The sequence below is a fragment of the Streptomyces virginiae genome (genome assembly GCF_000720455.1).
In the GTDB taxonomy this organism is placed as follows: domain Bacteria; phylum Actinomycetota; class Actinomycetes; order Streptomycetales; family Streptomycetaceae; genus Streptomyces; species Streptomyces virginiae.
Genome location: NZ_JOAK01000013.1, coordinates 19,707 through 38,623 on the forward strand (window position 1 = coordinate 19,707; position 18,917 = coordinate 38,623).

Below are 18,917 nucleotides of genomic sequence, written 5' to 3' on the forward strand. Positions count from 1 at the left end.
CATCGCCGCATGCATGTTCGGGTTTCGCTTGTCGCCGCAGCCCGTAGTTCCTCGCTGCTCGCCGAGCGCTTCGACGACGACCGCCCGCTGGACGGAGCCGGCTGGCGGGCCGTCGAGTCCGCCGCCCAGGGCCTCGTACCCCTGGGCGCGGCCGAGTTGCGCTACTGCTCGCCGACCCCGCGCAGCCGGGCCACGGGCGAGGCCCTCGGGTACGCGCCCCTGGCCCAGCCGGCGCTGCGCGAGTGCGACATGGGCCGCTGGCGGGGGCTGACCCTCGCCGAGGTGACCGCGCAGGAGCCCGCAGCGGTCGACCAGTGGCTCAGCGACCCGCGGGCCGCCCCGCACGGAGGGGAGTCGCTGCTCGCCTTCATCTCCCGGATCGGCGGCTGGCTCGACACCCGGCCCGCCGACGACGGCGGCGCGATCGTGGCGGTGGCGGAACCCTCCGTGGTCCGCGCCGCCCTGGTCTACGCCCTCAAGGCGCCCCCGCTGACCTACTGGAACGTGGACGTCCGGCCGCTGTCGACGATGACCCTCACCGGCTGGTCCGGTCAATGGCACCTCTGCCTGCAGGCCCCGGCCTGAACGCGCCGTGAGAGCCGACCGCGGGGCCCGGCCGGGGCCCCGCGGGCCCGCGGTCGTCTCGTCGACGGGACCGCCACCGCGGCACCGGACGGTCCAGTGCGGTCCAGCTCCGGGACCCGCTCCCGACGCGACCGGCGCAATCGCCGCCGCACGGCGGGCTTTCCTGCTAGACATCTTTCAGGGGGAGCGTGACGCGCCCGTTCCCTCGGTCAGGCCCTCCCGCCGAGATCCACAACATTGCATAAACGTGCGGACGTACGTATAGTCATGCCATCAATGAGGAGGGTCCGATGGTGGTACGTGTAGCGGTGGCCGGAGCGAGCGGGTACGCGGGCGGAGAAGTCCTGCGCCTGCTGCTCTCGCACCCCGAGGTGGAGATCGGTGCGCTCACCGGCAACTCCAACGCCGGACAGCTCCTGGGCTCCCTGCAACCGCACCTCGTGCCGCTGGCGGGCCGCACCCTGGAGGCGACCACCCCCGAGGTGCTCGCCGGCCACGACGTCGTCTTCCTCGCCCTTCCGCACGGCCAGTCCGCCGCCGTCGCCGCCCAGCTCGGCGGCGACGTCCTCGTCGTCGACATGGGCGCCGACCACCGCCTCAAGGACCCCGCCGACTGGGACGCGTTCTACGGCGCCCCGCACGCCGGGACCTGGCCCTACGGACTCCCCGAACTCCCCGGCGGCCGCGCCGGACTGGAAGGCGCCAAGCGGATCGCCGTCCCCGGCTGCTTCCCCACCGCCGTCTCCCTGGCGCTCTACCCCGCCTACCAGGCGCGGCTCGCCGAGCCCGAGGCCGTGATCGTCGCCGCCACCGGCACCTCTGGCGCGGGCAAGGCGCTCAAGCCGCACCTGCTCGGCGCCGAGGTCATGGGGTCCGTGACCCCGTACGGCGTCGGCGGCGGCCACCGGCACACGCCCGAGATGGTGCAGAACCTCAGCCCGCTCGCGGGCGAGCGGGTCTGCGTCTCCTTCACGCCGACCCTCGTGCCCATGGCCCGCGGCATCCTCGCCACCTGCTCGGCCAAGGCCCTGCCCGGCACGACCGCGCAGTCGCTGCGCGCCGCTTACGAGAAGGCGTACGCCGACGAGCCCTTCGTGCAGCTGCTGCCCGAGGGCCGGATGCCGTCCACCAAGTCCGTCCACGGCTCCAACGCCGTCCACGTCCAGGTCGCCTACGACGAGTCCGCCCGGCGGATCATCGCCGTCAGCGCCATCGACAACCTCACCAAGGGCACCGCCGGCGGCGCGGTGCAGAGCATGAACATCGCCCTGGGGCTCCACGAGGGCCTGGGTCTTTCGACGATCGGAGTCGCACCGTGAGCGTCACGGCAGCACAGGGATTCACGGCGGCGGGCATCGCCGCCGGGATCAAGGCCAACGGCAACCCGGACCTGGCCCTCGTGGTCAACAACGGGCCGCGCCTCGCCGCCGCGGGCGTCTTCACCTCCAACCGCGTCAAGGCCGCTCCCGTCCACTGGTCCGAACAGGTCCTGCGCGGCGGCACCGTCAGCGCCGTGGTCCTCAACTCCGGCGGGGCCAACGCCTGCACCGGCCCCAAGGGCTTCCAGGACACCCACGCCACCGCGGAGAAGGTCGCCGCCGTCCTCAACGAACACGGACTCGGCGAGCACAACGCCGGCGAGGTCGCGGTCGCCTCCACCGGCCTGATCGGCGTCCTGCTCCCCATGGACAAGCTGCTCCCCGGCATCGAGACCGCCGCCGCCGCCCTGTCCGAGGACGGCGGCGAGGCCGCCGCCGTCGCCATCAAGACCACCGACACCGTGCACAAGACGGCCACCGTGTCCCAGGACGGCTGGACCGTCGGCGGCATGGCCAAGGGCGCCGGCATGCTCGCCCCGGGCCTGGCCACCATGCTCGTCGTGCTCACCACCGACGCGGACGTGGACGGCCCCGCCCTCGACAGGGCGCTGCGCTCCGCCACCCGCACCACCTTCGACCGGGTCGACTCCGACGGCTGCATGTCCACCAACGACACGGTGCTCCTGCTGGCCTCCGGGGCGTCCGGCCGTACGCCCGCCCACGCGGACTTCGCCGAGGCCGTCCGCAAGGTCTGCGACGACCTGGCCCGCCAGCTGATCGGCGACGCCGAGGGCGCCAGCAAGGACATCCGCATCGAGGTCATCGGCGCGGCCAGCGAGGACGACGCGGTCGAGGTCGGCCGCTCCATCGCCCGCAACAACCTGCTCAAGTGCGCCATCCACGGCGAGGACCCCAACTGGGGCCGGGTGCTGTCCGCGATCGGCACCACCAAGGCCGCCTTCGACCCGGACCGGCTCAACGTCGCCATCAACGGCGTGTGGGTCTGCAAGAACGGCTCGGTCGGCGAGGACCGCGACCTGGTCTCGATGAAGGACCGCGAGGTCCGCATCACCGCGGACCTCTCCACCGGCGACGAGTCCGCCGTCATCTGGGCCAACGACCTGACCGCCGACTACGTCCACGAGAACAGCGCGTACTCCTCATGAGCGACGAGAAGGCCGGCCAGCCCGGCACCGCCCGCAAGCACACCGCCCTGCCCAAGGCGCAGATCCTCATCGAGGCACTGCCCTGGCTCCGGCGCCACAACGGCAAGGTCGTCGTCATCAAGTTCGGCGGCAACGCCATGATCGACGAGGACCTCAAGGCCGCCTTCGCCCAGGACGTCGTCTTCCTGCACCAGGCCGGCCTCAAGCCGGTCGTCGTGCACGGCGGCGGCCCGCAGATCAACGCCCAGCTCGACAAGCAGGGCCTGGTCAGCGAGTTCAAGGCCGGCCTGCGCGTGACGACCCCGGAGGCCATGGACGTCGTACGGATGGTCCTGGCGGGCCAGGTCCAGCGCGAGCTGGTCGGGCTGCTCAACCAGCACGGGCCGCTCGCCGTCGGCATGACCGGCGAGGACGCCCGCACCATCACCGCGACCAAGCACAGCCCCGAGATCGACGGCGAGGTCATCGACATCGGCCGGGTCGGCGAGATCACCGCCATCGACACCGGCGCCATCGAGGCACTGCTGGCCGACGGCCGGATCCCGGTCATCTCCTCCATCGCCCGCAGCGCCGACGACCACCACGTCTACAACGTCAACGCCGACACGGCGGCCGCGGCGCTCGCGGCCTCCCTCGGCGCCGAGACGCTGATGGTCCTCACCGACGTAGAGGGCCTCTACGCCGACTGGCCGCACAGCGACGAGGTCATCAGCCGGCTCACCGTCAGCGAGCTGGAGAAGCTGCTGCCCGAGCTGTCCAGCGGCATGGTGCCCAAGATGGAGGGCTGCCTGCACGCGGTACGCAGCGGCGTCGGCACCGCCCGCGTCCTCGACGGGCGGGTCCCGCACTCGATCCTGCTGGAGATCTTCACGGACTCCGGCATCGGCACGATGGTCGTGCCCGACCGACAGTCAGGGGGAGCAGCATGACGAAGGGCACCGGCAACCAGGAGTACGGCGCACGCTGGCAGGGCGCGCTGGCCGACAACTACGGCACGCCCGCCCTCGCCCTCGTACGCGGCCAGGGCGCCCAGGTCTGGGACGCCGACGGCAAGCAGTACACGGACTTCGTCGGCGGTATCGCCGTCAACGCCCTCGGCCACGCCCACCCGGCGATCGTGACGGCCGTGACCGAGCAGATCTCCACCCTCGGCCACGTCTCCAACCTCTTCGCCTCCGAGCCGGTCATCGCGCTCGGCGAGCGGCTGCTCCAGCTCTTCGGCCGCCCCGGCAAGGTCTTCTTCTGCAACTCCGGCGCCGAGAGCATCGAAGCCGCCTTCAAGATCGGCCGGCTGACCGGGCGGACCCACATGGTCGCCACCGACGGCGGCTTCCACGGCCGGACCATGGGCGCCCTCGCGCTCACCGGCCAGCCGAAGAAGCAGGAGCCCTTCCTGCCGCTGCCCGGCGACGTCACGCACGTCCCGTACGGCGACGTCGAGGCCCTGCGGGCCGCCGTCACCGAGGAGACCGCGCTCGTCGTCATCGAGCCGATCCAGGGCGAGAACGGCGTGGTCGTGCCCCCCGCCGGATACCTGACGGCCGCCCGCGAGATCACCCGGGCCACCGGCACCCTGCTGGTCCTCGACGAGGTCCAGACCGGCATCGGCCGCTGCGGCCAGTGGTTCGAGCACCAGGCCCACGAAGGCGTCGAGCCCGACATCGTCACGCTGGCCAAGGGGCTCGGCGGCGGCCTCCCGATCGGGGCCGTCGTCGCCTTCGGTCCCACCGCCGACCTCCTCCGGCCCGGCCAGCACGGCACCACCTTCGGCGGGAACCCGGTCGCGTGCGCCGCCGGCCTCGCCGTCATCGACACCATCGCCGCCGACGACCTGCTCGACCGGGTCAAGGCGCGGGGCGAGCGGCTGCGCTCGGGGATCGAGTCCGCGGGACACCCACTGGTATCCCACGTCAGGGGTGCCGGCCTGCTCCTGGGTATCGTGCTGACCGAGCCGCTCGCGCCCAAGGTGCAGCAAGCGGCCCAGGACGCCGGCTTCCTGGTCAACGCGCCCGCCCCCGACGTCGTACGGCTCATGCCCCCGTACGTACTCACCGAGGACGAGGCTGACGCGTTCGTCCGGGCTCTGCCCGGCATCCTCGACGCAGCCCACGGGGACGGATCCGGAGAATGAGACGACGATGAGCCAGGCGCAGGACAACGAGCACGGCGGGCAGGCCGTCCCGCAGACCCGCACCGCGCGTCACCGCCGGATCGTGGACATCCTCAACCGGCAGCCGGTCCGCTCCCAGAGCCAGCTGGCCAAGCTGCTCGCCGACGACGGGCTGAGCGTCACCCAGGCGACGCTCTCCCGCGACCTCGACGAGCTGGGCGCGGTGAAGATCCGCAACACCGGCGGCGAGCTGATCTACGCGGTGCCCAGCGAGGGCGGCTTCCGCACCCCGCAGGCCCCGCTCGGCGAGTCCGCGAAGGAGGAGCGCATGCGGCGCCTCTCCGGGGAGCTGCTGATCTCGGCGGAGGCCTCCGCGAACCTCGTGGTCCTGCGCACCCCGCCGGGCGCGGCGCAGTTCCTCGCCTCGGCCATCGACCAGGCCGAGCTCCGCGAGATCCTCGGCACGATCGCCGGCGACGACACCCTGATGCTGATCAGCCGGGACCCGGCGGGCGGCCAGGCCCTCGCCGACCACCTCCTGCGACTGGCGCAGAAGGAGGGCTGAGCAGGGCAGCGGGGGAGTCCGGGGCGCCGTAAATCCCGGTGCCGCAGCGGTGTTCGCCGACATAGCCTCGGGGCGTGCGCCAACTCGCCCTCGCCATACTGGTGTCCGCCGTGACCGCCGCCGTCTACGGGCCCGTCGCCCTGCTGTGGTGGCGCCGCGCGCGGGTCCGCAGCCGGACGCTCCGGCTCGTCGCCGCCGTCGAGCTGGAGCCGTACCACGCCGCCCTGTTGCGCAACGAGGCGACCGAGGCCGCCGCCGCCGAACTCGTCCTCGCCGGGTACCTCCGGATCGACGACGAAGGCGCCGCGTTCCTGACCGAGCAGGGCCGCGACCCGGCCCGGGCCCCCGCCCACCCGCTGCCCGCCGCCCTGCTGGAGGCCGTACGCCGGCACGATCCCGAGCCCGTGTCGATCGGCTGGATCGACTGGTGCGACGACGACTACCACCAGCGCCTGGGCGCCTACCGCAGCGAACGGAAGACCCTGCTGCCCCCGCTCCCGCGGATGCCCGGCGGCGAGCGGAACCCGTTCCTGGCCTGCTGCGGTTGTGTGGGCATCGCCCTGGTGATGCTCTTCTGGCTCCTCGCGAGCGCGCTGCTGGTGACCGGCCGCCCGCAAGGCCTGCGGGAATGGGCCTGCGCCGTGGTGGCCGGTCTCGGCCTGTCGGCGCTGCTGCTGGCCGAGAAGGCCGGCCGGGTGGTCCGGGAGCGCACCGAGTGCGGCGACCCGCTGGGCGACCTGGTGCGCTCCCAGCCGCACCCGGCCTTCGCGGCGCTGGACGAGGAGCAGCGCACGCTGGTGCTGGGCAGCATCGGCGACCGCCACACCTGGCGCGGCGTCGACACCGTCGTCCACGAGGAGTCAGAGGAGGAGGACGACGAGGACGACGAGTGGCTGGACGACAAGGTCTGGTGGGAGGACGCCTACGAGTACCGGGCCTCCGACGAGGACGAGGTCGCGTCCGAGAGGAGGCCGGGGGACACGCCCTAGTACCGCGTGACGGCGAGCGGTCCGTCCTGTGTGCCGATCGCGATGTGCGGGCGCCGGTCCGGGTCCGCCCAGCGCAGGATCGCCCGCATGTCCCGCTCGGCCACCGACACGCAACCCGCCGTCGCGCCCTTGCCGTTGACGTGCAGGAAGATCCCGGCGCCCCGGCCGCGCACCGGCCGGTCGTAGTTGAAGGCGATCAGCAGCGCGTGCGCGTACTGCTTCTCGTAGGTGACCAGGTGCTCGGCCTCGCCCGGCGCGCAGTCCGCGGGCAGCGGCTCCACCCAGCGGTTGTAGGCGGCCGACGCGTTGTCCTGGCACCACCAGGAGTCCGCGTTCACCCGCCGGTAGACGTACTCCGTCCCGGCGGGCGCCCGCCGGATCCCGAAGGCGTACGGCAGCTCGTACAGCCCCGTCGGGGTGGTGTTGGTGCCCTGGACACGGGTCGCGCCCTCGGTGAGGCCGCCCGCCCCGAAGCGGGCGGGCGCGCTCCCGACCTCGTACCAGCGCCCCGCCCACCGGTCCCACCAGGTCACCCGGCCGGTCGTGGATCCGGGCGCGGGCGCGACGGCGGTGATCAGCTGACTGCCGCCGCCGGTGTCGGCGAGACGGGTGGGCAGGGGCCCGGTCGGGGGCGCGGCCCCGTGCGGGAGCAGCGCGGTGACGATCAGTGAGCCGGTGACGAGAGCGGTACGCAGCACATGTCAGACGGTACGTGCAGGAAGGGGCAGGGGCAGTGCAGGCAGGCCGTCGAGGCTCGTCGCGATGTGGTCCTTCTTCTCGCAGTACTCGGCGAACTCCTCGTCGGTCTTGCGGGCCAGGTAGTCCGCATGGAGGGTGCGCTCGCCCTGGTACTCCATGAAGGGGACGGCGTAGCCGCACACATCGGCGATCCGGCGGGCGCGCACCAGGATGACCGCCCGCGCGCCGGGTCCGTCGGCCTCGCCGAACAGGGCGATCAGCTCGGGCCAGCGCGGGTCGTCGCGGAAGACCGCCTCGCCCTCGCCGTGGATGCGCACGATGTTCGGCGGCCCGCTGAAGGCGCACCACATGAGGGTGATCCGGCCGTTCTCGCGCACGTGGGCGATGGTCTCGGCGCCGCTGCCGCCGAAGTCGAGGTAGGCGAGCCGCTGTTCGTCGATGACGACGAGGGTGCCGGCGCGGCCCTTGGGGGACAGGTTGACGTGGCCGTCACCCGAGAGCGGGGCGGTCGCGGTGAAGAAGACAGGCTGCTCCTCGATGAACGTGCGGAGCCTGCCGTCTATGCGTTCGTAGAGCTTTCCCATGAGCCGATTATCGGCCCGCACTGCCCGCACCTGCGGAACGGGCCGGGGGATTTCACGTCCTGAGCCCCAGTCTGCTGCGCCGCAGCCCCAGTTCGTAGTCGCCGAAGAGCTTCGCGGTCCGCTTGAGCAGGGCCGCCAGCTCCGTCCTGTCCGCCTCCCCGTCGAACTGCGCCGGATGCCACTGGCAGGCCCGCACCGCGGTCCGCGCCGTCTCGCGCGTCCTCGGGTGCCAGTCGTCGATGAGCGCGACGGCGGCCCGCAGCGCGTGGATCCCGCCCCGGGCGCGCAGCAGGCGGAAGGCGGCGCGCCGGACGTGCAGCGGGCCGCGCGGGTCCAGCCGTCCGGCGAGGTGCGCCGGGTCCAGGCGCCCGGCCGCGGGCAGCAGGCCCAGGCTCGCCTCGCGGGCCACCGAAGGCGTCGGGTCGTCCAGCAGCGCGAGCAGGACGGAGTCCGCCACGACGGCGTCCCGGCGCCGCAGCCCGGCCAGCGCGGCCGCCCGGACCGGCCCTGCGGGGTGCGCCACGAGCCCTCGCAGCAGGCCGGTGTCCTCGCCGCGGCCGCACTCGGCGAGTCCGGCCACCGCGTACGGGGACGGCCCGGCGGGATCGCGGACCAGCCAGCGGTAGTGCTCGTGGGGGTCGCCGCCGTCCTGGCCGACCAGCCAGCGGGCGCAGGAGCGGACGAGAGCGGAGCGGTCGGCGAGGTGCGAGACGCCCTCGGCGGCCCGGCCGGCCCGGCGCAGCGCGGTGACCCCGGCGGCGCGCACGGCGGGTGTCCGGGCGCCGGCCAGCACGTCGATCACCGTGTCGTCGGCCGCGGCCAGGGCGGCGTCGGTCCAGAGCCCGGCCGCGGCCGGGTCGGACTCGGCGGCGGCCCGACGGGCGCACTCCAGGGCGTCGGCCCGCCCGGGCCCGGTGAGGGCGAGCCGGACGGCGAACTGCCGGGCCTGCCGGTCGGGGCGGTCCAGCAGTTCGGCGAGGACGGCGGCCGCGCCGGTCCCGCCGTGCGACGGCGCCGACGGCCCGGGCAGGTGCCACCAGGGCGGGGCGGCCGCGGCCTGCCGGCGCAGCGCCTCCTCGAACCGTTCCAGGATCCATCCGCCCCGCGCCCGCCGCCCCAGCCGCAGCGCGAGCGGGGTCAGCGCCCGCAGGGTTGCCTCCGGGCGGGCGACGAGGAGGTGCTCCAGCCGGGCGCGGGCCCGGTCCCGTACGGGCGCCGCCGAGTCGGTGGTCAGGACGGCGACCAGCTCCCCGGGGGCGTCCGGCTCGGCGAGGGCCGCCTCGCGGACCCAGCCCCGCGGGTGGCACAGCCGTAGCGCCGGGGGTGCCGGCACGGGCGGCCGCCGCCCGCCGTGGGCCCGGCTGCGGACCTGCTCGGCGAAGGCGAGCCAGACGTCCGGCCCCGACCCGGGCGCCGGCACCGCGGCAGCGCACCCGTCCAGCAGCTCCTCCGCCAGGGCGCGCCCCGTCGCGGCATCGGTGCCCGTCCCCATGCGGTCCATCTGTCGCCACCCCTCCCGAAGGCGTTCCGAGCCCCGATCCTAAGCGGCGGCCATGATTCCGGGCTCGGAATATCCGCCCTGGTCACGCGCCCGCCGCGCACCCTCGATTGACGAAACATACGGAGCAGTGCATAGTTATGCCTGTCGTTGAACGCACCGCAGAGGAGGAGTCCCGTGACCGAGCGCGTCGTACTCGCCTACTCGGGCGGCCTGGACACCTCCGTCGCCATCGGCTGGATCGCCGAGGAAACGGGCGCCGAGGTCATCGCCGTCGCCGTCGACGTCGGACAGGGCGGCGAGGACCTGGAGGTCATCCGCAAGCGCGCGCTCGCCTGCGGTGCCGTCGAGGCCGAGGTCGCCGAGGCGGGGAACGAGTTCGCCGACGAGTACTGCCTCCCGGCGGTCAAGGCGAACGCCCTGTACATGGACCGGTACCCGCTGGTCTCGGCCCTCTCCCGGCCGGTCATCGTCAAGCACCTGGTGGCCGCCGCCCGCAAGCACGGCGCCGGCACCGTCGCCCACGGCTGCACCGGCAAGGGCAACGACCAGGTGCGCTTCGAGGCCGGCATCCAGGCCCTCGGCCCGGACCTGAAGTGCATCGCCCCGGTCCGCGACTACGCGATGACCCGGGACCGGGCCATCGCCTTCGCCGAGAAGGCGAACCTGCCGATCGCGACCACCAGGAAGTCCCCGTACTCCATCGACCAGAACGTCTTCGGTCGCGCCGTCGAGACGGGCTTCCTGGAGGACATCTGGAACGGACCCGTAGAGGACATCTACGAGTACACCTCGAACCCGGCCGTCCCGCGCGAGGCCGATGAGGTCGTCATCTCCTTCAAGGAGGGCGTGCCCGTCGCCGTCGACGGCCGGCCCGTCACCGTCCTGCAGGCCATCCAGCAGCTCAACCAGCGCGCCGGAGCCCAGGGCGTCGGCCGGATCGACATGGTCGAGGACCGCCTCGTCGGCATCAAGTCCCGCGAGGTCTACGAGGCTCCCGGCGCGATCGCGCTGATCACCGCCCACTCCGAACTGGAGAGCGTCACCGTCGAGCGCGAACTCGCCCGCTACAAGCGCCAGGTCGAGCAGCGCTGGGGCGAGCTGGTCTACGACGGCCTGTGGTTCTCCCCGCTCAAGCGGGCGCTGGACGGCTTCATCGACGAGGCCAACCGGCACGTCACCGGTGACATCCGGATGACCCTGCACGGCGGCCGCGCCGTCGTCACCGGCCGTCGGTCCGAGGAGTCGCTGTACGACTTCGACCTCGCGACCTACGACACCGGCGACACCTTCGACCAGTCCAAGGCCCAGGGCTTCATCGACATCTTCGCCCTGTCGTCGAAGATCGCGGCCAAGCGCGACCTGGCCTGACCCCGCCGTCCCGGCCGGCCCGCAGACGGCCTCCCCGTTACCTCCGCGGCGGGGAGGCCGTTCTCCATCCACACATGCAGTCTTGAGGAGCAGTAGCTGTGAGCAGCAACAACGCTGGTGACGTCCGGCTCTGGGGCGGCCGGTTCGCCGACGGTCCCGCCGAGGCCCTCGCGAAGCTGTCCGCGTCGGTCCACTTCGACTGGCGCCTCGCGCCGTACGACATCGCCGGCTCGCGCGCCCACGCCCGCGTGCTGCACACGGCGGGCCTGCTCACGGCCGACGAGCTCGAACGCATGATCGCCGGCCTGGACCGGCTGGAGGCCGACGTCGCCGACGGCTCCTTCACCGGCACCATCGCCGACGAGGACGTGCACACCGCCCTGGAGCGCGGCCTGCTGGAGCGCCTCGGCGCCGACCTCGGCGGCAAGCTGCGGGCCGGCCGGTCCCGCAACGACCAGGTGGCCACCCTCTTCCGGATGTACCTGCGCGACCACGCCCGGATCATCGGCGGCCTGATCGCCGACCTGCAGGACGCGCTGGTCGGCCTCGCGGAGAGCCACTCCGACGTGGCGATGCCGGGCCGCACCCACCTCCAGCACGCGCAGCCGGTGCTCTTCGCCCACCACGTGCTGGCCCACGTACAGGCCCTGTCCCGGGACGCGGAGCGGCTGCGCCAGTGGGACACGCGGACCGCGGTATCGCCGTACGGCTCCGGCGCGCTGGCCGGTTCCTCACTGGGCCTGGACCCGGAGGCGGTCGCCGCGGAGCTGGGCTTCGAGCGGGGCTCCGTCGGCAACTCGATCGACGGCACGGCCTCGCGGGACTTCGTCGCCGAGTTCGCCTTCGTCACCGCGATGATCGGGATCAACCTGTCCCGGATCGCGGAGGAGATCATCATCTGGAACACGAAGGAGTTCTCCTTCGTGACGCTGCACGACGCCTTCTCCACCGGCTCGTCGATCATGCCGCAGAAGAAGAACCCGGACATCGCGGAGCTGGCGCGCGGCAAGTCCGGGCGTCTCATCGGCAACCTCACGGGCCTGCTGGCGACCCTCAAGGCGCTGCCCCTGGCCTACAACCGGGACCTCCAGGAGGACAAGGAGCCCGTCTTCGACTCCTGCGACACCCTTGAGGTCCTGCTGCCGGCCTTCACCGGCATGATGGCCACGCTCACCGTCAACCGGGAGCGGATGGAGGAGCTGGCCCCGGCGGGCTTCTCGCTCGCCACCGACATCGCGGAGTGGCTGGTCAAGCAGGGCGTCCCCTTCCGGGTGGCGCACGAAGTGGCCGGCGAGTGCGTCAAGGAGTGCGAGGGCCTCGGCATCGAGCTGGACGAGCTCACGGACGAGCAGTTCGCGAAGATCTCCGAGCACCTGACCCCCGAGGTCCGCACCGTCCTCAACGTCAAGGGCGCCCTCGCCTCCCGCAACGGCCGCGGCGGCACCGCCCCGTCGGCGGTCGCGGTCCAGCTCACCGAGCTGAAGGCCGACCTGGTCATCCAGCACGCCTGGGCCGTCCACAAGCAGTAGACGCCCCCACTGCCTCCGCCGCCCTGCGGCCCGCACGCCCGACGACCCGGGTCCGGGCCTGTACGTCCGCACGCGGCGGAATGCCCGGAGGGGCGGCGGGAGCCCATCGCTCCCGCCGCCCCTCCGGCGCGTCGGCCTCCCGCTCAGCCGAGCGGGTGGTCCGGCTCGTAGTTGGTCAGGACGCAGCCCTCGACCTGGGACTTCTCCAGCCGGTAGCCGGACGGGGCGGAGAAGCCGGGAACGCAGTTCAGGTACAGGAACTGCAGCTGGTAGAGGCCGTGGCGGGACGAGGGGCTGTTGGTCTCGACGGCGATGTTCTCCCCGACGAGCAACCGGCTCGCGGTCTCCTTGAGCTTGCCGTCGTCCTTGTAGTCCGCCAGCTGGGCGGCCTTGGCCCTGGTCTGGAGCAGTTTCATGTTCCCGACGGTGTCGAGCCAGCTCAGGTCGCGGGCGCGCTGCGCTCCGGCGGGCTGCCCGCACAGGGCCCGTCCCGTCAGGCCCCACTCCAGGTCGCCGCCCGTCACCACCGGCGCGTAGTCGATCGACTCGATCGCGACGGCGTCGGGGTCGGTCGAGAAGTGCTTCTCGCAGTCGAGGCTGCTGCCCACCAGCTTCCGCAGCTCCGCCATGCTGCCGGCGCGGGGGAGCCCCAGGCTGCCCGTCTTCGGCTGACCCGGCTTCTCGCCCTCGCCCGCCGGATCCTGCGGGGTCTCCAGGTTCGGGCTGCCCGATCCGTCCTCGGAGCCGACGAAGTCGCTGAGGTTGCAGTGTTCGACCAGCGGCTTCTCCCGCTTGTAGCCCTTGGGGACGGGAGCGCCCGGGTTGCAGGTCAGGACCCGCAGGTCGGAGCGGACCAGCGCGAGCGCCGTCTTGGTGCTGGTCGGGAACGCGACGAAGCCCTTGCCGATCAGGACCCGGCTCTCCAGCCCGTACGCGCCGTCACCGCCGTCGATCCTGTCCAGGACGTACTTCTTGTAGCCCTCCTGGAACTGCTTCATGTCCGTGGGAACTGCGATGACGATCTCGCCCTGGCGGACCTTGTCGCTGCAGACGCCCAGCTCCTTCACCGACCACTGCCCGGCCTTGGGGAAGTCGGCCGCGGGCACCCGGGGGTCGTCGGGCCGGTCGCTCAGGTCGTCGCAGTTGGCGAACTGCCGCAGGTACTGCTGGGCCTCGGCGAGCGGGCCCGTGGCGGCGGCCGCGGACGTGGACGACGACGCGGCCGGTGCGTCCGGCTTCCCTCCGTCCTTGCACGCGGCGAGTGTGGCGAGGCAGCAGAGGGTGGCGGTCGCGGCGAGGATCCGCTGAAGGCGCATGGGTCGCTTTCGTCGATACGGAGCGGGGGGCATGTGCATGCTAAGTCGCGGCCGGGGCATGATCAAAAATCGGACCGAGGCGCCCCCCGGCCCCCGCCCCGCGCCGCTGCGCCTCACGCGGCCCAGTCCGCCAGGGCGTCGAAGTCCTCCCGGACCAGCCCGATCCGCTCGTCGACGCGCATCAGCAGGGTCCGCGCCGGATGGCGCTGGTCGACGTACTCGCGGTCCATCGCCGTGATGTCGTCGTCGATCCAGGCGAAGGGGCGCTCGCCCGCGTACTCCAGGACGTACTGGGTCTTCCAGAAGGTGCCGCGCGGCGCCCGGCCGTGCATCACCGGCCAGTCGATGAACGGGAGCCGGGGCAGGCCCAGGTGCGGGCCTATCCAGTCGTTGGCCTCGTCCTTCCAGGTGGTCGCCCAGACCAGCTCGTACGCGTCCGCGAGCGCGCGCAGCTCCGCGCCGTGGCCGTGGTTCAGCCAGACCCGCAGCGGCTTCGCGCTCTCCTTCTCCGTCCAGCCCGTCGGCCGCATCCGGTGGGTGGAGTACCCCTCGGGGCGGCGCTGCGCCTTGGCCGCGTAGGGGTTCAGTGGTCCGTCGACGTCGATCAGCAGCAGCGGCTTCATCTCGGCATGATTCCCTTCCGGCCGCCCGGGGGGCAGCCCATTTTTCCCAAGAATGAGACGTCAGTGTCTCAATTGGTGTACGCTTGTCTCATGGCCATGGATCGTGACCAGGTGCTCCGCGACGCGGCCGCCCTGCTCTCCCGCAAATCGACCGCCACGATGGACGAGGTCGCCCGAGCCGCCGGAATCGGCCGCGCGACCCTCCACCGGCACTTCGCCGGGCGCGACGCCCTCGTACGCGCCCTGGAAGACCTCGGCATCCGGGAGTTCGAGGTGGCGTTCGACAACGCCCGCCTCGACGAGGGCACTGCGGTGGAGGCGCTCAGACGCCTCGTGGCCGAGGCCGAGCCCAACGCCGAACTGCTGGCCTTCCTCGTCACCGAGAACCAGCTCTTCGAGGGCGACGAGGTCAACGAGGGCTGGGCCCGGCTCGACGCCCGCGTCACCGCCCTGTTCCGGCGCGGCCAGGAAGAGGGCGACATCCGGATCGACCTGAGCCCCGCATGGCTCACCGAGGCCCTCTACGGCCTCATCGGCAGCTGCGCATGGGCCGTCATGGACGGCCGGGTCGCCGCCAAGGACTTCCAGTACATGATCATCGAGCTGCTGCTCGGTGGCGCCCGACGGAGCGTGGAGAAATGAGCCGTACCGAACAGCTGATACGTCAGACGGGGGTGGAGGAGAAGAGCCGCGGCCGCTGGCTCGCGCTCTCCGTGCTCGTCCTGGCCGTGCTGCTGGTCGCGGTGGACGCCACGGTCCTCGGCCTCGCCACACCCTCCCTCAGCGAAGACCTCAAGCCGTCCGGCACCCAGCTGCTGTGGATCGGCGACATCTACTCCTTCGTCATCGCCGGACTCCTGGTCTCCATGGGCTCCCTCGGTGACCGCATAGGCCGCAAGAAGCTGCTCCTCGTCGGCGCCACCGCCTTCGGCGCCGTCTCGGTCCTGAACGCCTACGCGACCAGCCCCGAGATGATGATCGTCGCCCGCGCCCTGCTCGGCGTGGCCGGCGCCACCCTGATGCCGTCCACCCTCGCGCTGATCCGCAACATCTTCACCGACCCCCGGGAGCGCAGCCTCGCCATCGGCATCTGGGGCGCCACCGCCTCGGCCGGCGCGGCCGTCGGCCCGGTCGTCGGCGGAGCCCTGCTCCAGCACTTCTGGTGGGGCTCGGTCTTCCTCATCAACCTCCCCGTGATGATCGCCCTGGTCCTCGTCGGGATCAAGCTGCTTCCCGAATCGAAGAACCCGGTCGCGGGCCCCTGGGACCTCGTCAGCGTCGCCCTCTCCCTCGTCGGCGTGATCGGTGTGGTCTACGCCGTCAAGGAAGCCGCCACGCACGGCATGACCTGGGAGGTCGCGGTCGCCGGGATCCTCGGCGCGGGCGCGCTGTACGCCTTCGTCCGCCGCCAGTTCACCCTGCCGTCCCCGCTCCTCGACATGCGGCTCTTCCGCCACCGCGGCTTCTCCGGCGCGGTCCTCGCCGACCTGCTCACCGTCTTCGGCCTCTCCGGGCTGGTCTTCTTCCTCTCCCAGTTCCTCCAGCTCGTCCAGGGCCGGGGCCCGCTGGAGGCGGGCCTGGCCGAACTGCCCGCCGCCATCGGCGCGGTGGTCACCGGCCTGGTCGCGGGCCGGTACGCCCGCCGGTACTCGGTGCGCTCCGTCGTCACCGGCGGCCTCGCCGCCATCGGCCTGGCCCTCGCCGTCCTGACCGTGATCCACAAGGAGAGCGGCTATCCGCTGCTCGGCGCGGCCCTGCTCGTCGTCGGCCTCGGCGCCGGCTTCTCCTTCACCGTCACCGCCGACGTGATCCTCTCCAGCGTCCCCAAGGAGCAGGCCGGTTCGGCCTCCGCCGTCTCCGAGACGGCGTACGAACTCGGCGCCGCCCTCGGCATCGCCCTGCTCGGCTCCATCGTCACCGGCGTCTACCAGGGCTTCACCGCCCCGGCCTCCGTCAGCGGTCCGGTGGCCGACGCCGCGCACGAATCCCTCGGCGGAGCCGTGGAGGCCGCCAAGACGCTGGACCCGGACACCGCCGCCCACATGGTCGGCGCCGCCCAGGACGCCTTCGTCGACGGCCTGCGCTTCGCCTCCGGCGTCGGCGCGGCCGTGCTGCTGGCCACCGCCGTGGCCGCCTGGTTCCTGCTCCGGGGCCAGCGCCTCCAGGAGGGCGTCGAGCACTGATCCACCGCCAAGGGACGGTGTACCGGACCGAGTTGACAGTCCGTGGAACACCGGGACACCATCCCGGCGATGGAGATCAACGATCTGACCCCGGCCGAGCGCCGCGTATGGGAGGCCTTCCCGCGCGGCGACGGCGTCGACTTCCGGGAGCACCCCGACGACAGCTCCGTCGACGGGGCCGGCTGGGGCCCCGGCCGCACCCTGCGGGCCGAGGTGCTGCGGGCCCTCCTGCTGGGCGCCGCCCCCGCCGTGGAGGGCCGGGTCGCGGGGCTCAAGATCAAGGGCGCGAGGATCGTCGGCAAGCTCGACCTGCGCTACGCGGTGATCGACCACCCGATCCGGATGCGCGACTGCTGGTTCGAACGCAAACCGCTCCTGTACGGAGCCCAGCTCAAGGCCCTCGTCCTCGGCTACTCCACCCTGCCCGGCCTCACCGCCGCCACCGTGCGCGTCGACGTCGTCCTGCGGCTCTCCTGCTGCCGGATCAGCGGCCCCGTCCGGCTCCAGGGCGCCAAGATATCCGGCGGCCTCTTCCTCCAGGGCGCGGTGGTCGGCCCCACGTCGGGCGAGGAGGCGGACGAACCGCCGCTCCAGCTCAACCACGCGGAGGTCGGCACCGACATCATCGCCAACGACCTGACCGTCCACGGCCAGCTCCGCCTCAACGGCGCCGTCGTCGGCGGCCAGATCAACCTCGACGACGCCCGCCTGCTCGCCCCGGACGGCACCGCCCTCCAGGCCGAGACCCTCACGGTCGGAACCAACCTCCAGGCCGCGCGGGCCCGCGCCCAGGGCCGCCTCAACCTCACGGGATCGCGCATCCCCGGCCGTCTCAACCTCGCGCGCGCGGTCCTCGACAACCCGGGCGGCGTCGCCCTGCGCGCCTCCAGCTGCACGGTCGGCGAGATGTGGCTGCCCGCCTGCGACGACGTGCGCGGCACCGTGAACCTGCGGCGCTCGCAGTTCGACCTGTTGAACATGCGGCCGGGGACCTGGCGGGACCCGCTGCGCCTCGACGGCCTGACCTACCGCGCACTGGGCCCCCACCTGCCCGCCGAGGAGCGGCTGGCCGCGCTGGAGACCGGTGAGCCCGGATACCTCCCGTACCCGTACGAACAGCTGGCCGCGGCCTACCGCACCGCGGGCGACGAGGCGGCCGCCCGGACCGTCCAGCTCGCCAAGCTGCGCAGGCACCGCCGGACCCTGCCCCGGCACACGCGCGCGTGGGGGCTCCTCCAGGACGCCACCGTCGGCTACGGCTTCCGGCCGCTGCGCGCGGCGGGCTGGCTGACGGCGCTGCTGCTCACCGGGGCGATCGCGTTCGCGCTCCAGCCCCCGCGCCCGCTCAAGCAGGGCGAGGCGCCGGACTTCAATGCCGTCTTCTACACCATCGACCTGATGCTGCCGATCATCGGTTTCGGCCAGGAACAGGCCTTCGCGCCGAGCGGCTGGCACCAGTGGCTGTCGTACCTGCTGATCGTGACCGGCTGGATCCTCGCCACCACGACGGCGGCGGGCGTCAGCCGGTCACTGAGACGGCAGTGAAAGCCGTGGGGACCCCCGGGACACCGGGGGACCCCAGGTACTACGCGGCCTTCGCCTTGGTCGCGTACATGTCGACGTACTCCTGGCCCGAGAGCCGCATGACCTCGGCCATCACCGAGTCGGTGACGGCGCGCAGCACGTACCGGTCGCGGTCCATGCCCTCGTAGCGGGAGAACTCCATCGGCTCGCCGAAGCGGACCGTGACCCGGCCCGGGCGCGGCATGCCGGCGCCGCCGGGCTGGAGCTTGTCGGTACCGATCATCGCGAACGGCACCACGGGGGCGCCGGTCATCAGGGTGAGGCGGGCGATGCCCGTGCGGCCGCGGTACAGCCGGCCGTCGGGGGAGCGGGTGCCCTCCGGGTAGATGCCGAAGATCTTGCCCTCTTCGAGGATCCTGCGGCCGGTCATCAGGGCCGCGACGCCGCCGTTCGCACCGTCACGGTCGACGGGGATCATGCCGGAGCCGGTGAAGAACCACGCCATGAGCCGGCCCTTGAGCCCCTTGCCGGTCACGTACTCGTCCTTGCCGATGAAGTGGACCGTGCGGTCGCACACCAGCGGAAGGATCATGGAGTCGATGAAGGTGAGGTGGTTGCCCGCCAGAATCACCGGTCCGGAGCCGGGGATGTTCTCGACGCCCTCCACGCGGGTGCGGAACATCGTGCGCATGACCGGTCCGACAGTGGCTTTGATGAGCTTCGTACGGAACAACGTGGGCCCTCCGGCATCGAAAAGCGGCTCGCGCACCCACCACTCGGCAGTAGCGCAGGTGAGGACGATACTCGCGGGTCAGCTCCGAGCGCACATCGGGTTCACGTGTCGGATACGTATTGT

At 72.6% G+C, this 18,917-nt stretch carries 18 protein-coding genes; 12 read left to right on the forward strand and 6 right to left on the reverse strand.

Annotation, left to right across the window (positions count from 1 at the left end; all coding sequences use genetic code 11):
- Nucleotides 1-9 precede the first annotated feature (9 nt).
- The 7 genes from IG86_RS0120550 to IG86_RS0120580 all read left to right on the forward strand — a co-directional run bounded on the left by IG86_RS0120550 (nt 10) and on the right by IG86_RS0120580 (nt 6,734).
- Complete coding sequence (locus IG86_RS0120550; protein ID WP_030829993.1) at nt 10-585, forward strand: histidine phosphatase family protein; 576 nt, start codon at nt 10-12, stop codon at nt 583-585.
- 290 nt (nt 586-875) lie between these two features.
- The gene (gene argC, locus IG86_RS0120555) at nt 876-1,904 is read left to right on the forward strand and encodes an N-acetyl-gamma-glutamyl-phosphate reductase (RefSeq protein WP_030898609.1); all 1,029 of its coding nucleotides are present in this window, start codon (nt 876-878) and stop codon (nt 1,902-1,904) included.
- Entirely contained in the window at nt 1,901-3,070 is a 1,170-nt protein-coding gene (gene argJ / locus IG86_RS0120560; protein WP_030829998.1) for a bifunctional glutamate N-acetyltransferase/amino-acid acetyltransferase ArgJ, read from the forward strand. Before argC ends, argJ begins: the two co-directional genes overlap by 4 nt.
- Complete coding sequence (gene argB, locus IG86_RS0120565) at nt 3,067-3,999, forward strand: acetylglutamate kinase (RefSeq protein WP_030656051.1); 933 nt, start codon at nt 3,067-3,069, stop codon at nt 3,997-3,999. The genes argJ and argB overlap by 4 nt, the downstream gene beginning before the upstream one ends.
- The gene (locus IG86_RS0120570) at nt 3,996-5,201 is read left to right on the forward strand and encodes an acetylornithine transaminase (protein ID WP_030830001.1); all 1,206 of its coding nucleotides are present in this window, start codon (nt 3,996-3,998) and stop codon (nt 5,199-5,201) included. The genes argB and IG86_RS0120570 overlap by 4 nt, the downstream gene beginning before the upstream one ends.
- Nucleotides 5,202-5,208: 7 nt before the next feature.
- Nucleotides 5,209-5,745: an arginine repressor gene (locus tag IG86_RS0120575; protein WP_030027366.1), complete on the forward strand. Its 537-nt coding sequence runs from the start codon at nt 5,209-5,211 to the stop codon at nt 5,743-5,745.
- Nucleotides 5,746-5,819: 74 nt separating this feature from the next.
- Nucleotides 5,820-6,734: a hypothetical protein gene (locus tag IG86_RS0120580; RefSeq protein WP_030830005.1), complete on the forward strand. Its 915-nt coding sequence runs from the start codon at nt 5,820-5,822 to the stop codon at nt 6,732-6,734.
- Here IG86_RS0120580 and IG86_RS0120585 read toward each other — a convergent pair.
- The 3 genes from IG86_RS0120585 to IG86_RS38910 are packed head-to-tail and all read right to left on the reverse strand — an operon-like array spanning nt 6,731 to nt 9,518.
- Complete coding sequence (locus IG86_RS0120585; RefSeq protein WP_030830009.1) at nt 6,731-7,429, reverse strand: L,D-transpeptidase family protein; 699 nt, start codon at nt 7,427-7,429, stop codon at nt 6,731-6,733. The genes IG86_RS0120580 and IG86_RS0120585 overlap by 4 nt on opposite strands.
- Before the next feature lie 6 nt (nt 7,430-7,435).
- Complete coding sequence (locus IG86_RS0120590) at nt 7,436-8,017, reverse strand: pyridoxamine 5'-phosphate oxidase family protein (RefSeq protein WP_030830012.1); 582 nt, start codon at nt 8,015-8,017, stop codon at nt 7,436-7,438.
- Nucleotides 8,018-8,069: 52 nt separating this feature from the next.
- Nucleotides 8,070-9,518, reverse strand: a complete 1,449-nt coding sequence (locus IG86_RS38910) for a hypothetical protein (RefSeq protein WP_051785303.1) — start codon at nt 9,516-9,518, stop codon at nt 8,070-8,072.
- A gap of 174 nt (nt 9,519-9,692) precedes the next feature.
- Between IG86_RS38910 and IG86_RS0120600 the strand changes: the two genes are divergently transcribed.
- Both IG86_RS0120600 and argH read left to right on the forward strand, forming a co-directional pair.
- Entirely contained in the window at nt 9,693-10,886 is a 1,194-nt protein-coding gene (locus IG86_RS0120600) for an argininosuccinate synthase (RefSeq protein WP_030830018.1), read from the forward strand.
- Between the two features lie 98 nt (nt 10,887-10,984).
- Entirely contained in the window at nt 10,985-12,415 is a 1,431-nt protein-coding gene (gene argH, locus IG86_RS0120605; RefSeq protein WP_030830021.1) for an argininosuccinate lyase, read from the forward strand.
- A gap of 143 nt (nt 12,416-12,558) precedes the next feature.
- Here argH and IG86_RS0120610 read toward each other — a convergent pair whose 3' ends face one another.
- Together IG86_RS0120610 and IG86_RS0120615 are read right to left on the reverse strand one after the other, a co-directional pair.
- Nucleotides 12,559-13,731 carry a hypothetical protein gene (locus IG86_RS0120610; RefSeq protein ID WP_030830024.1) on the reverse strand — a complete coding sequence of 391 codons (1,173 nt, stop codon included), beginning with the start codon at nt 13,729-13,731 and terminating at the stop codon, nt 12,559-12,561.
- Between the two features lie 113 nt (nt 13,732-13,844).
- Nucleotides 13,845-14,354 carry an HAD domain-containing protein gene (locus tag IG86_RS0120615; protein WP_030898615.1) on the reverse strand — a complete coding sequence of 170 codons (510 nt, stop codon included), beginning with the start codon at nt 14,352-14,354 and terminating at the stop codon, nt 13,845-13,847.
- A gap of 90 nt (nt 14,355-14,444) precedes the next feature.
- Here IG86_RS0120615 and IG86_RS0120620 point away from each other — a divergent pair, with 90 nt between their 5' ends.
- The 3 genes from IG86_RS0120620 (at nt 14,445) to IG86_RS0120630 (ending at nt 18,082) form a co-directional block, all read left to right on the forward strand.
- Nucleotides 14,445-14,996, forward strand: coding sequence for a TetR/AcrR family transcriptional regulator (locus IG86_RS0120620; RefSeq protein WP_030830031.1), 552 nt, complete (start codon nt 14,445-14,447; stop codon nt 14,994-14,996).
- Entirely contained in the window at nt 14,993-16,537 is a 1,545-nt protein-coding gene (locus IG86_RS0120625) for an MFS transporter (protein ID WP_030830034.1), read from the forward strand. Before IG86_RS0120620 ends, IG86_RS0120625 begins: the two co-directional genes overlap by 4 nt.
- 69 nt (nt 16,538-16,606) lie before the next feature.
- A complete protein-coding gene (locus IG86_RS0120630; RefSeq protein ID WP_030830037.1) occupies nt 16,607-18,082 on the forward strand; it encodes a hypothetical protein in 1,476 nt (491 codons plus the stop codon).
- A 40-nt stretch (nt 18,083-18,122) separates the two neighbouring features.
- On the opposite strand, the gene IG86_RS0120635 is transcribed toward IG86_RS0120630, so the two are convergent.
- Nucleotides 18,123-18,752 (reverse strand): lysophospholipid acyltransferase family protein, encoded by a 630-nt coding sequence (locus IG86_RS0120635; protein ID WP_037696105.1) that lies wholly within the window; start codon nt 18,750-18,752, stop codon nt 18,123-18,125.
- Nucleotides 18,753-18,917: the final 165 nt, after the last annotated feature.

Excerpts from the sequence above, each read along its gene's own strand:
- IG86_RS0120550 (WP_030829993.1), top strand. The coding sequence starts at position 10 with ATGCATGTTCGGGTTTCGCTTGTCGCCGCAGCCCGTAGTTCCTCGCTG.
- argC (WP_030898609.1), top strand. The coding sequence starts at position 876 with ATGGTGGTACGTGTAGCGGTGGCCGGAGCGAGCGGGTACGCGGGCGGA.
- argB (WP_030656051.1), top strand. The coding sequence starts at position 3,067 with ATGAGCGACGAGAAGGCCGGCCAGCCCGGCACCGCCCGCAAGCACACC.
- IG86_RS0120570 (WP_030830001.1), top strand. The coding sequence starts at position 3,996 with ATGACGAAGGGCACCGGCAACCAGGAGTACGGCGCACGCTGGCAGGGC.
- IG86_RS0120575 (WP_030027366.1), top strand. The coding sequence starts at position 5,209 with ATGAGCCAGGCGCAGGACAACGAGCACGGCGGGCAGGCCGTCCCGCAG.
- IG86_RS0120590 (WP_030830012.1), bottom strand. The coding sequence starts at position 8,017 with ATGGGAAAGCTCTACGAACGCATAGACGGCAGGCTCCGCACGTTCATC.
- IG86_RS38910 (WP_051785303.1), bottom strand. The coding sequence starts at position 9,518 with ATGGACCGCATGGGGACGGGCACCGATGCCGCGACGGGGCGCGCCCTG.
- IG86_RS0120610 (WP_030830024.1), bottom strand. The coding sequence starts at position 13,731 with ATGCGCCTTCAGCGGATCCTCGCCGCGACCGCCACCCTCTGCTGCCTC.
- IG86_RS0120615 (WP_030898615.1), bottom strand. The coding sequence starts at position 14,354 with ATGAAGCCGCTGCTGCTGATCGACGTCGACGGACCACTGAACCCCTAC.
- IG86_RS0120620 (WP_030830031.1), top strand. The coding sequence starts at position 14,445 with ATGGCCATGGATCGTGACCAGGTGCTCCGCGACGCGGCCGCCCTGCTC.
- IG86_RS0120625 (WP_030830034.1), top strand. The coding sequence starts at position 14,993 with ATGAGCCGTACCGAACAGCTGATACGTCAGACGGGGGTGGAGGAGAAG.
- IG86_RS0120630 (WP_030830037.1), top strand. The coding sequence starts at position 16,607 with ATGGAGATCAACGATCTGACCCCGGCCGAGCGCCGCGTATGGGAGGCC.
- IG86_RS0120635 (WP_037696105.1), bottom strand. The coding sequence starts at position 18,752 with ATGCGCACGATGTTCCGCACCCGCGTGGAGGGCGTCGAGAACATCCCC.